The sequence below is a fragment of the Flavobacterium defluvii genome, from assembly GCF_900129555.1.
Lineage (GTDB): Bacteria > Bacteroidota > Bacteroidia > Flavobacteriales > Flavobacteriaceae > Flavobacterium > Flavobacterium defluvii.
The window spans coordinates 523,773-536,796 of the sequence record NZ_FQWC01000001.1 but is presented as its reverse complement, the minus strand read 5'-3'; the positions used below and the strand labels follow the sequence as shown (position 1 = coordinate 536,796).

The 13,024-nt window shown below is 33.4% G+C and carries 10 protein-coding genes; 2 read left to right on the top strand and 8 right to left on the bottom strand.

From position 1 onward, the window contains the following. Nucleotides 1–11: 11 nt before the first annotated feature. From mrdA to purH, 5 genes are all read right to left on the bottom strand, one after another. Nucleotides 12–1,979: a penicillin-binding protein 2 gene (gene mrdA, locus BUC29_RS02320; RefSeq protein WP_073412972.1), complete on the bottom strand. Its 1,968-nt coding sequence runs from the start codon at nucleotides 1,977–1,979 to the stop codon at nucleotides 12–14. After that, on the bottom strand, nucleotides 1,976–2,482 hold the full coding sequence (locus BUC29_RS02315) for a rod shape-determining protein MreD (RefSeq protein WP_073412970.1): 507 nt from the start codon (nucleotides 2,480–2,482) through the stop codon (nucleotides 1,976–1,978). The genes mrdA and BUC29_RS02315 overlap by 4 nt, the downstream gene beginning before the upstream one ends. Beyond that, nucleotides 2,475–3,305, bottom strand: a complete 831-nt coding sequence (gene mreC, locus BUC29_RS02310; protein WP_073412968.1) for a rod shape-determining protein MreC — start codon at nucleotides 3,303–3,305, stop codon at nucleotides 2,475–2,477. The genes BUC29_RS02315 and mreC overlap by 8 nt, the downstream gene beginning before the upstream one ends. Before the next feature lie 112 nt (nucleotides 3,306–3,417). Next, on the bottom strand, nucleotides 3,418–4,446 hold the full coding sequence (locus tag BUC29_RS02305; protein WP_008466528.1) for a rod shape-determining protein: 1,029 nt from the start codon (nucleotides 4,444–4,446) through the stop codon (nucleotides 3,418–3,420). Nucleotides 4,447–4,503: 57 nt separating this feature from the next. Then, nucleotides 4,504–6,030: a bifunctional phosphoribosylaminoimidazolecarboxamide formyltransferase/IMP cyclohydrolase gene (purH, locus tag BUC29_RS02300; RefSeq protein ID WP_073412966.1), complete on the bottom strand. Its 1,527-nt coding sequence runs from the start codon at nucleotides 6,028–6,030 to the stop codon at nucleotides 4,504–4,506. 164 nt (nucleotides 6,031–6,194) lie between these two features. On the opposite strand from purH, the gene BUC29_RS02295 reads away from it, so the two are divergent. After that, nucleotides 6,195–7,442 carry an ABC transporter permease gene (locus BUC29_RS02295; RefSeq protein WP_073412964.1) on the top strand — a complete coding sequence of 416 codons (1,248 nt, stop codon included), beginning with the start codon at nucleotides 6,195–6,197 and terminating at the stop codon, nucleotides 7,440–7,442. Between the two features lie 181 nt (nucleotides 7,443–7,623). Here the strand turns inward: BUC29_RS02295 and accD are convergent, their stop codons facing one another. From accD to tamL, 3 genes are all read right to left on the bottom strand, one after another. After that, nucleotides 7,624–8,481 carry an acetyl-CoA carboxylase, carboxyltransferase subunit beta gene (gene accD / locus BUC29_RS02290; protein WP_008466538.1) on the bottom strand — a complete coding sequence of 286 codons (858 nt, stop codon included), beginning with the start codon at nucleotides 8,479–8,481 and terminating at the stop codon, nucleotides 7,624–7,626. Between the two features lie 85 nt (nucleotides 8,482–8,566). Next, nucleotides 8,567–9,634, bottom strand: a complete 1,068-nt coding sequence (fbaA, locus tag BUC29_RS02285; RefSeq protein ID WP_073412962.1) for a class II fructose-bisphosphate aldolase — start codon at nucleotides 9,632–9,634, stop codon at nucleotides 8,567–8,569. 60 nt (nucleotides 9,635–9,694) lie between these two features. Further along, on the bottom strand, nucleotides 9,695–12,250 hold the full coding sequence (tamL, locus tag BUC29_RS02280; protein WP_084538571.1) for a translocation and assembly module lipoprotein TamL: 2,556 nt from the start codon (nucleotides 12,248–12,250) through the stop codon (nucleotides 9,695–9,697). A 38-nt stretch (nucleotides 12,251–12,288) separates the two neighbouring features. Between tamL and BUC29_RS02275 the strand changes: the two genes are divergently transcribed. Beyond that, entirely contained in the window at nucleotides 12,289–13,017 is a 729-nt protein-coding gene (locus BUC29_RS02275) for a TrmH family RNA methyltransferase (RefSeq protein WP_073412960.1), read from the top strand. Nucleotides 13,018–13,024: the final 7 nt, after the last annotated feature.

Here is a 13,024-nt window from a genome sequence, read left to right as displayed (position 1 = left end):
AATAATCTTTCTTAGTTCTTTTTAGTAGTGTCTATTGCTGTTTTTTTAGTTTCTGTTTTTGGAACTGCTGGTGCTTTTGGAACTACAATTTTAGCTTTCAAAATAGAGTCTTTTGGTGTCGATTCTATTGCGCTGGCTTCACTCATTCCGCCCAATTTTGCATATTCGCTGGCTAAACTTTTATTTAAAACACGAACTTCTAAATCAGTTCTTGTGATTTTTTTTCTTAAATATTTTTCAATCATCAAACTCGCAATTGGTCCTGCAACTGTCGCTCCAAACCCCCCGTTTTCAATCATAACTGCAATTGCGATTTTTGGATTGTCTTTTGGTGCAAATGCAACAAATATCGAATGATCTTTAAGTTTTTCTCTTTTACCGTTTATTTTAGCATAATTCTCTGCTGTTCCCGTTTTTCCGCAAATATCAATTCCATTTACCTTAAGAGCGTAAGCCGTACCTTTATTGTAAACATCGAATAAACCGCTAATAACAGGAGGGAAATATTTTTGATCAATTGTTGTTACGTGTTTTGTCGTAAACTTAGGATCAATTTTTTCACCTTCAATTTTTTTAATGATATGAGGAGTGTAATAATATCCCTGATTGGCAACAGTTGCCATCATATTTGCTAATTGAATTGGAGTCATTAAAACCTCTCCCTGCCCAATTGCGTTTGATACTATAGTTGAGCTTCGCCATCCTCCGTTAGGATAAATTCTCTTATAAGTTTTTGACGTTGGAATATTACCTCTTTTACCAGTTGGTAAATCATAACCCATAAACTGTCCTAGACCAAAACTTTTTACGTGACCGCTCCAAACATCTACGGCTTTACCCGGATCTGAATATTTATTGATGGTTAACATATAAGCCTGCCCAAAATAAGTATTACAAGAGTTGTAAATACCATTATGCAATTGATGAGGTCCAAAGCCGTGACATTTCATGAAGCGACCGCCACCATAGCTAAATCCGTGATGACACATAAAAGTCGTCTGTTCATTAATAACACCTTCCTGCAGCGCCACTAAACCTGTTAAAATTTTAAAAGGTGAACCAGGAGGGTATTCTGCTAAAAGTCCTCGGTCGTATAAAGGTTTGGCAATAGAATCATGATATAAAAGAGTATAGTTTTTAGATCTTTGTCTTCCAACTAAAATTCCCGGATCGTAAGATGGAGCAGTTACAAGTGCTAATATTTCACCTGATTTTGGCTCAATCGCAACAATTCCGCCTCGTTTATTAATCATTAATTCTTCACCGTATTTTTGAAGTTCGGCATCAATAGTTAAATTAATATCTTCTCCCGCAACAGCAATGGTGTCATATTTCCCTTCTTTATAAGGACCAATTTCTCGATTATATTTATCTTTCTGGATATATTTTACACCTTTTATACCGCGTAAAATATTTTCATAGCTTTCTTCAACGCCTTGTTTTCCAATTAAATCCCCGCTATTATAATATGGGTTTTTTGCAATTAGTTTTTCGTTTACCTGAGTAATAAAACCAAATATATTTGCGCCGTAATCTACTTCGTAATCACGAAGAGAACGTTTTTGAAAATAGAAACCTTCATATTTTCTGATTTTCTCCTGAAAGGCTGCAAATTCAGTTTTGTTTAACTGAGATAAAAATACAGACGGAAGTCTCGGACTGTAAACTTTTGCTTTTGCAATTCGTTTATCGTAATCTTCTCGGGTAATATTTAAAAGTGCACAGAATTCAGTGATATTAAGATTTTCTTTAATATCTCTGGGAATTACCATGATATCGTATGAAGCCTGATTGGCAACCAATAATTTACCATGTCGGTCGTATATATAGCCGCGTTCTGGATAGTCATAGACTTTTTTAATTGCATTATTTTCTGATTTCAATTTAAATGAATCGTCAATAATCTGCAGATAAAATATCCGAATCACTAGCAAAGATGCTGCAATAATAATTAAAGAGGGCAGCAGAACTTTTCTCATCGTTTATTGGGCTTAATAATATAAATTATTATAATTGAAGTGATTATTGTAAAAATAGAACTAAATAATGTTCTTAGTAAAATGTCAAATATGAATTTAAACTGAAAAGCTTCTAAAGTAAATAATACAATATGATGTAATAAAACAGAAACTAATATAAACGAAAACCGCTCGGGTGTTAAAGATTCATTTAATTTAATGGTTTGATATTCATAGCTTAAACCAAATGAAAATTTAAAAATATACGGTCGGTAATACGCAAGTATAACACAGGCCGTGGCATGAATTCCGCCTGAATTACAAAACATATCCATTACGATTCCTAATAAAAAGCTGGAAATGATTAAACCAGATCTGTTACTGTTTACCGGATATAAAATAATGTACAAGATGTATGGAAAAGGACTTATGTATCCTAAAAAATTCATATTGTTAAAAATAACAACCTGAATTGCCAGCAACATAATGAATCGAAAAATATTTACCAACAAAGCGCTACTCATCTTTTTCTTTGCTTTTGTTTTCTAAATTAATAAGCTCTTCTCTGTCCTTGCTTTTGATAATATATACGTGTCCTAAGTTTGTCATGTCGTTAAATAGTTTAACTCTAATAACATAGAAACTTGAGTTTTCTTTTTTGTATATATTTTCTACAGTGCCAATATTTATTCCTTCGGGGAAAATTACTGATTGTCCTCCTGTAACAATAGTATCTCCTTTTCTAACAGATGCTAATCTTGGAACATCTTCTAATTGTACAAATCCAGTACTTTTTCCATCCCAGGTTAATGAACCAAAGTGATTTGTCTTCTTCAGTTTAGCATTAATCTGAGACTTCATATTCAAAATACTAACTACAGTTGAATAATTTGGTGAAGTATTGTCAATAACACCAATAATTCCTAAACTGTTAATTACACCCATATCTTGTTTAACTCCTGCATTTCTTCCGGAATTAAGTGTGATATAGTTTTCGTGTGTATTGTAAGAGTTATGAATTACTTTTGAAACAATAATATCAGCTGGTTTGACACCTTTTATACTGTCTGCAATTGGAGCTTTGGTGGTATCTTTTTTATTGAATAAAAGACTTTTTAACCTTGCATTTTCAAGTACAAGTTCATCATTTTCAGTTCTTAAATTCATGTATTCGTTTACACGATTTATTCTTTCATAAACACCTCCGCTTAAAAAATTAGCTGAACTGATTACTCTGCTTCTGTGATAGGAATGCGATTGAATTGTGAGAGTCAACGAAATACCTAAAAGCAGCAAAAACAGCAATCGATTACTGTTTCTTATAATGAAATTAAAAATTTGCTGCATTTTGTGTCTGGTTATTTTGTTTCAGGTATGCTTTAAGGTTTCAATTTTTATTAGGGTCAAATATTAGAAATTTAACCCTAACAAAAGTATATTGATTGTTATTTTTTGAATCTTATTTGATTAAGATACTTTTAAATTTTGCAATGTTTTTAAGAGCCATTCCTGTACCGCGAACAACTGCTCTTAAAGGATCTTCTGCAATATAAACAGGTAAATCTGTTTTTTGAGAAATACGCTTGTCTAGACCTCTTAACATAGATCCTCCACCAGCTAAATAAATACCAGTGTTGTAAATATCGGCAGCTAACTCAGGAGGAGTTTGTGATAATGTTTCCATTACTGCATCCTCAATACGCTGAATAGACTTATCTAGAGCCTTTGCAATCTCACGGTAAGAAACATCGACTTGTTTAGGTTTACCGGTAAGTAAGTCTCTACCCTGAACAGACATATCTTCTGGTGGTCCGTCAAGATCTTCAATCGCTGCTCCAATTTGAATTTTAATTTTTTCGGCAGTACTTTCCCCAACAAAAAGGTTGTGCTGCGTACGCATGTAATAAACGATGTCATTTGTGAAAACGTCACCCGCAATCTTTACAGATTTATCACAAACAATTCCGCCTAAAGCGATAACTGCAATTTCTGTCGTACCACCTCCGATATCAACAATCATGTTTCCTTTTGGCTGCATAATGTCGATACCAATACCAATCGCTGCTGCCATTGGCTCGTGAATTAAATAAACTTCTTTTCCGTTTACTCTTTCGCAAGATTCTTTAACCGCTCTCATCTCCACCTCAGTAATACCGGAAGGAATACATACTACCATGCGCAATGCAGGAGTAAACATTCTTTTTTTCAATGCTGGAATACTTTTAATGAACATGTTGATCATTTTTTCCGAAGCATCAAAATCGGCAATTACACCATCTTTTAACGGCCTTATGGTCTTGATGTTTTCATGCGTTTTACCTTGCATCATGTTGGCTTCTTTACCAACAGCAATAATCTTGCCTGATACTCTATCACGTGCAACAATAGACGGACTATCAATAACAACTTTATCATTATGAATGATTAAAGTGTTTGCGGTTCCAAGGTCTATCGCAATATCCTCGGTCATGAAATCAAAAAATCCCATAAGTTTTTTAGGGGTTTAAAATGTTATAAAATAATTTATCGAACAAAGTTAAACAAATTAATGTTTAAAATGACGTGTTCCTGTAAATACCATTGCAAGATTATTTTCATTGCAATAATTTATGCTTAATTCGTCTTTTATCGAACCTCCCGGCTGAATTACTGCCGTTATTCCTGCTTTTTTTGCTAATTCTACACAATCCGGAAATGGGAAAAATGCATCACTTGCCATCGAAGCTCCATTTAAATCAAATCCAAAAGCTTTTGCTTTGTCTACAGCTTGTATTAAAGCATCGACTCTTGAAGTCTGACCTGTACCCGAAGAAATCAATGTTCCGTTTTTTGCAAATACAATTGTGTTTGATTTTGTATTCTTGCAAATTTTAGAAGCAAAGATCAAATCTTCGATCTCCTGAGCAGTAGGTTCTGTAATGGTAACGGTTTTTAAGTGCTCTTTATTATCTGTAATATTATTTCTGTCCTGAATTAACAAACCATTAAGACACGTTCTTACTTGTCTTGCAGGTAATTCAACTTCATTTTGAACTAAAATAATTCTGTTTTTTTTCTCTTGTAAAACTGTAATGGCCTCATCATCATATGCTGGAGCAATTACAACTTCGCAGAATAATTTATTAATTTCCTGAGCAGTTTCTAAATCGATTTTAGTGTTTGAAATTAAAACTCCACCAAAAGCAGAAGTAGGATCACATGCCAAAGCAGCTAAATAAGCTTCGCTGATTGTTTTTCTTGAAGCTAAACCACAAGCATTATTGTGTTTTAAAATAGCAAATGTTGGACCGTCGGTTTTAAATTCGGCAATCAAATTAACTGCAGCATCAACATCTAATAAATTATTGTAAGATAACTCTTTTCCGTGAACTTTTTTAAACATTGCATCAAAATCTCCAAAGAAAAATCCTTTTTGATGTGGATTTTCTCCATATCTTAAAACTTGTCCGTTTGCAATGCTTTCTTTATAAATGGTTTCGTCTGTATTAAAATAGTTAAAAATAGCACCATCATAATGAGATGAAACATGGAATGCTTTTGAAGCAAATAATCTTCTGTTTTCCAGAGTTGTAGAGCCATTTTGCTCTGTAATGATGTCTAAAAGCAGGCTGTATTCGTTAACCGAAGCCACAATTACAGTATCTTTGAAGTTTTTAGCACCGGCACGGATTAATGAAATTCCGCCAATATCAATTTTTTCGATGATATCCTGTTCGCTTGCACCAGAAGCAACTGTTTTTTCAAAAGGATACAAATCAACAATTACTAAATCAATTTGAGGAATGTCAAATTCTTTCATTTGCTGAACATCACTCTCGTTGTCCTGACGATTTAAAATTCCGCCAAAAATTTTCGGGTGTAATGTTTTTACTCTTCCTCCAAGAATTTCCGGGAAAGAAGTAATGTCTTCAACAGGAACTACTGGAATTCCAAGGTTTTTAATGAAATCTTCTGTTCCTCCAGTTGAGTAAAGTGTTACGTTTTGCTCATGTAATTTTCTAACGATTGGTTCTAATCCATCTTTCGAAAAAACAGATATTAACGCTGATTGTATTTTTTTAGTTGTGCTCATTGTGTAGTTATGATTTTCAGACTGCAAAAGTAGTTTTTTTCTATATTATTTTAAAAGATTTTAATGTAACATTCTCTTAAAAAAATCTACTGATGAGTAAGTTAACTTTTATTAGGTTTTTGTTTTTAAATTATTGAATTTTACTTTATTGAAAAAACTCTCATATGCTTCTTTATTTAAGATTATTAAAAGAAAGTCTCAGCTTTGCCTTAAATGCTTTGCGAAACAATAAACTTCGTACTTTATTGTCGCTTCTTGGTGTTACAATTGGCATTTTTTCAATAATTGCTGTTCTGGCTGCGGTTGATTCTTTAGATAAAAAAATCTCTAAGGATCTGAGCAGCTTAGATAAAAATACGATTTATTTAATGAAATTCAACTTTGGTCCATCTGAAATTCCACAATGGAAAAGAGAACAGTTTCCAAATGTAAAATATGACGAATATGTAGGTTTAAAAAATTCTATGAACAATACAGATCAGGTAGGGTATCAGCTTTTTGTAAATAGAGAAACTTTAAAGTATGATTCGCGAACTGTTGCCGATGTAAATATTATTCCTTCATCTTTTGAAATGGTCGATATCGACGGCTTAAGTTTTGACAAAGGAAGGTTTTACAATGAATCTGAATCAAATTCCGGAACTGCGGTTATTGTATTGGGATATGAAATTGCTCAGGGTCTTTTTGGGAGTCTTGATCCAATTGGCAAAAATATTCGCTTATACGGACAGCGTTTTACTGTAATTGGAGTAATGACAAAACAAGGGGCTGGATTTTTTGGAGACAGCAATGATACATCGGTTTATCTGCCTGCAAATTTTTTACGTCGAATGTATGGCGACAGTGATGCCATGACGCCGGTTATTGTTTTAAAACCCACTAAAGGTGTCGATATGGATGCTTATAAAGCAGAAGTTGCTCAAAAACTTAGGGCAATTCGCGGAATGAAAGCTGGAGAAATGGATAATTTCTTCATTAACGTGCTTTCTGGTTTTACCGATTTTATTGATGGAATTTTAGGTCAGATGAATGTTGTAGGGTGGATTATCAGCGGATTTTCTCTTTTAGTCGGAGGTTTTGGAATTGCTAATATTATGTTTGTTTCGGTTAAAGAAAGAACGAATTTAATTGGTATTCAAAAATCATTGGGAGCTAAAAACAAATTTATTTTATTTCAGTTTTTATTTGAAGCCATTATTCTTTCTGTAATTGGTGGAATTATTGGTTTATTAATGGTTTGGGGAATTGCTGTCATTTTAACAAAAGTGCTTGACTTTGAATTTGTTTTAAGTCTTGGAAATATTCTTTTAGGAACAACTTTAGCGGCTCTTATAGGATTGATTTCTGGAATTCTGCCTGCAATTTCAGCCGCAAATTTAGATCCGGTTGAGGCAATTCGAACAGGAATGTAATTTTTTTGAAGGTTCAAAGGTTCGAAGAAGCAAAGGCTCAAAGGTTTTTTTTGAAGGCTCTAAGGCTCTGAGATGCTAAAGTTCTGGAAAATGAAATTCTGTAGGAACATATATTTTGACAATAAAAAAATCCCAGAAAAATTACTTTCTGGGATTTTATGTTTTTAAAACAGTTTAAAAACTATTTTCTAATATCATTATTCTGAATCAAATCGATGTATAAGTTGATCTTATCTTTCAATTCTTTTCTAGGCGTGATAAAGTCTAAGAAACCGTGCTCTAATAAGAACTCAGCAGTTTGGAAACCTTCTGGTAAATCTTTTCCTGTTGTATCACGTACAACACGCGGACCAGCAAAACCAATCAAAGCGCCCGGCTCAGAGATGTTGATATCTCCTAACATTGCGTAAGATGCAGTTGTTCCACCCGTTGTTGGATCTGTACAAAGAGAAATGTATGGTAATTTAGCTTCAGCTAATTGAGCTAGTTTTACAGATGTTTTTGCTAATTGCATAAGCGAATAAGCAGCTTCCATCATACGAGCTCCACCAGATTTAGAAATCATTACAAACGGAAGTTTGTTTTTAATAGCGTGATCAATACCTCTTGCAATTTTCTCACCTACAACAGCTCCCATAGATCCGCCGATGAATGCAAAATCCATACAGCAGATTACAAGTTCTCTTCCTTTAGATTTTCCTACTCCCGTACGTACAGCGTCTTTAAGATGAGTTTTTTCCATTACATCTTTCAATCGGTCTGCATATTTTTTTGTATCCACAAAGTGCAGAGGATCTTTTGATGTCATGTTTTTATCTAACTCAACAAATTCGTTGTTGTCGAATAAAATTTCAAAATAGGTTGCGCTTCCAATTCGAACGTGAAAATCATCTTCAGGGCTTACGAATAAATTTCTAGCTAATTCGTCAGCATCAATAATTTTTCCAGTAGGAGATTTGTACCACAATCCTTTCGGAACGTCCATCTTATCTTCTGTAGCGGTCGTAATCCCTTTTTCTTGTCTTTTAAACCAAGCCATTTTTTAAAATTTAAGATTTAAGATTTTAGACTTTAGATTTTAGATTCCAGAAAGAAATCTAAAATCTAAAATCAGAGATCTAAAATTATAGTGTATTCACATTGTTTAAGTCAGCAAAAGCTTGTTCAAGTCTCGCGTTGAATGTTACTTCGCTTTCACGAACCCATTTTCTTGGATCGTAGTATTTTTTGTTTGGAGCATCTGGACCTTCTGGGTTACCAATTTGAGTTTTTAAGTACTCAATGTTGTTTACCATATAATCACGGATTCCTTCAGTGTATGCAAATTGTAAATCTGTATCGATGTTCATTTTGATAACTCCGTAACCGATAGCTTCTCTGATTTCTTCAAGTGTAGAACCTGAACCTCCGTGGAAAACGAAATCAACTGGGTTGTGGCCAGTATTGAATTTGTTTTGTACAAAATCCTGAGAATTTTTTAAGATTTTTGGAGTTAATTTTACGTTTCCTGGTTTGTAAACACCATGAACGTTTCCGAAAGCAGCAGCAATTGTAAATTTAGGGCTTACTTTAGATAATTCTTCGTAAGCGTAAGCTACTTCTTCTGGTTGAGTATATAATTTTGAGCTATCTACGTCTGAGTTGTCAACACCATCTTCTTCACCACCTGTAATACCAAGTTCGATTTCTAATGTCATTCCCATTTTGCTCATTCTGGCTAAATATTCTTTGCAGATTTCGATGTTCTCTTCGATTGGCTCCTCAGATAAATCGATCATGTGAGAACTGAATAATGGTTTTCCTGTTTCTGCGAAATGTTTTTCAGAAGCATCAAGTAAACCGTCAATCCAAGGTAAAAGTTTTTTTGCACAGTGGTCAGTGTGTAAGATTACAGTTGCACCGTAAGCTTCTGCCAAAGTATGGATATGTTTTGCTCCGGCGATACCACCAGCGATAGCTGCTTTTTCGCCTGCGTTAGATAAACCTTTTCCAGCGTTAAATTGTGCTCCTCCGTTTGAAAATTGAATAATAACTGGCGCATTTAGTTTTGCTGCAGTTTCAAGTACTCCATTGATTGTGCTTGATCCAGTAACGTTTACTGCTGGTAAAGCAAATCCTTTTTCTTTTGCATAATTAAAAATCTCCTGAACCTGATCTCCTGTAGCTACTCCTGGTTTAATGTTGTGTGCCATTTTAAATTTTTTTATAGTTGTTTTTAGTTTTTAGGTTGCAAAAATAAGAATTAATTAGCATTAGAACGGATAATTTATACCAAAATTTAAAACAGAGTGTCCAAAATTGTACTCTTTAAACCATCGGTCGCCTTTCTCGTGTGCCGGATTATAAGTCTTAAAGCCTAAATCTAAACGAATAACAAAAAAGCTTAAATCATATCGTAAACCAAATCCAGAACCCAAAGCAATTTCATCTAAATCGTTTAAGTTATTAAATTTTGCTTTGTTGTCAATAACATTATCGAGTACATTCCAGATATTTCCGGCATCTGCAAAGATTGCACCTTTAACATCACCAAAGATTTTAAAACGATATTCGGCACTAAGGGCAATTTTCATATTGGCCTCATTAAAATCGTTTAAAGCATTTGTGCTTCCCGGACCAAGAGAGTAGGGCTGCCATGCTCTGTTGTCGTTTGAACCTCCTGAATAATAACTTCGTGAAAATGGGATATAATTCGAATTTCCAAATGGAATAGCGATTCCGAAAAAGCTTCTTACTGCCAATACTTTTTCTTTTCCAAAATCCCAATGTTTGATATAATCAAATTCTCCTTTAATATATTCGGCATATTCCAGATTGAAAATCTCATAATTGCCATTTGCATTTTTAGTTAAATTTCCAATGCTTGAAATCGCAGACAATAAAGTTCCCGCAGATTCTAATTTTGTTTTAAACTGATAAAAAGTATTATCTGCCAAATCCGTTTTAGTGGTCTTTGTAAAAGTATAGCTGGTTGCCAGAATAAAGTCATTTTCTGTCAAACGAACTCTTCTTTCTTCGATACTTTCTACATCTTTATATTCCGGATCTCCAGGTTTTAAGTCCGTTTGCTGAGTTAATACCTGATTAGTAAAATTTGTAGTTCCTGTTGGGATAGTTAAATTTCCATCTGTATCAAGATTTGAAGTATCATTATTATATGTCTCGGCAATTCCATTCAATTCATTATAAGATGATTTGTACACATTGAAATAATTATTCGGATTTAAGTTTCGAACGTATTGTGCATTTAATAAATCAAACTTTACAGTATTACGTCTTTTTGGAGACCAGTTATAAGCGATTCCTCCGGTGAAATTTTCTTTATCCAAACCAATATTTCGCTGTTTTGAAAAACCTGCAGCTATGGAAGTGGAAGGAATCATTCTTTTAGGAATAATTTTTTCGGTTCCAAAAGGCATCAGGATTCTTGGAAAATTTAATTTTAAATCCAATCCATATTCAGAAACATTGAAAAAATTGTTGTTTGGGTTTGCCATATCTTTTGACGAACCAATATTGGCACGAGCCGAAATTTCTAAGGTTTCTGCTCTGTTAAAGACATTACGAATAGTCTCAGATATACTGGCTCCAATTCCAAAATCCTGAATATTAGAGTGCGTTAAATCTAAAGTTGCTCCAAAACTGTATTTTTTCCTCGGCGTTAGATAAACATTTGCGATCAAAGACTGTGCTGTCGAATCGCGTTTGTCAACTTCATATTGTATAGAAGGATAATTGAAAATTTTAAGATTATTCAAATATCTAGAAGAAAGTGTGGTTCTTGTGTCAGAAAAAACACTTCCCTTAGTAATAAAAATAGCATCAGTAATAGCGCGAGGTTTATATTTTAATTTCTTGTAACTGTATAAATTGAAATTATTGTATGTTGTGCTGTCGTTAATTTTGCTTTTTGCATTAGCAGGAGAATAATCAGTATAAATATTTACATCGCTGATTGTGTATAATTTAAAAGGTTCAGTTCTGCTTGAATCTCTCTCCTGAATAGTATTATTGTTGATTATTAAAGTTACATCAGCCTTATTTTTCTTGCCAATGGTATCAATGTCAAAAGTTACATACGTTGGCTGAAAAAAGTAAGCACCGTGATTTCTGTAATAAGTTGTAATACGGTTTTTTTCTTCTTCAAAATCAGTGGTTTTATATTGATTTCCTGATTTTAAAAATGAAGGTTCGTTGTTTGTCTTATATAACGAATCCAGTGCCGGAGTCATGATTTTGGTTTTAATTGTATCAAGAATATACGCTGGTCCTGTTGTGATGTTGTAATTTACCTGAGCTTTTTTTCTTGCAATACTGTCTATTGTATAATCTGTTACGACATTAAAATAACCATTATTGAAATAATAAAATTTTAAGCGCTGTAAAGATTTTTTAGTTCTTGCCGTATCAATAATTACAGGTGGTTCTCCCGTATTTTTTAAAAACTCATGTATTCCTTTATATAAAAAAGACTGACCAAGTCTATCTACTTGTTTTGCAGATAAAAATTTAGCCTGACGCTCATATAAGCCCGGATTGTTTTTGAATTTAGCCTGATAAGTCGAGTCAGGATTTAAATTGGCAAGATTGTATAAATTTAAACGAAGCTTATAACCTAACAATGTACCGTTTGGTTTTTGGTACAATTGATTAGATGCATTTTCATCATTTGTAGATTTTCCGTTTACGAGAATATTATTTTTTACAAGAAGGTTTTTTCCATCCGGAACTCTTTTTACAGCATTACAAGCGCAAATAAGTATTGCTATTAGAATAAATGCTGTTATTTTTGTGGAATTATTTTTCAAGTGTTTTTTAATATTTAATTCAAAAGTACATTTATTTTATGGTTAGTAAAAACCAAATAAAGCTTATATCAGGCTTGCATCAAAAAAAACAGCGTTTTGCGAATCAATTATTTTTTGCCGAAGGTGTAAAAGTAATTCAGGAATTGCTGCAATCCAATTTTGAATTAGAACATTTATACACTACTCAGGATGATTTTAAAGAAGTTCAATCTACAAAACGTACGCTTATTAATGACCAGGAACTGAAAAAAATAAGTGCTTTAACAACTCCAAATTCTTGTCTGGCAGTTTTTAAAATGCCTAAGGAAAATCAAATCATTGATTCAGGTTTAATTTTGGCTCTGGACGATATTCGTGATCCCGGAAATTTAGGAACAATAATGCGTCTTTGCGACTGGTTTGGAATCAAACAAATTGTCTGCTCAAAAGAAACCGTCGATATTTATAACCCAAAAGTAGTTCAGGCTACAATGGGGTCTATTGCCAGGGTAAACGTAAATTATGTTGATCTTAAAACTTTTATAAGCCAGACAAAACTTCCTGTTTTTGGAACCTTTATGGATGGTGATAATATTTATCAATCAAATCTGCCTCAAAACGGAATCATTATTATGGGTAATGAAGCCAATGGAATTTCTGCAGAAATTGAAAAAACAGTTACCAGCCGAATCACAATTCCAAGATTTGGCGAGCTGCAAAAAACCGAAAGTTTAAATGTAGCTACAGCAACAGCAATTATTCTAAGTGAATTTAAACGAAATAGTTAAGATTTTG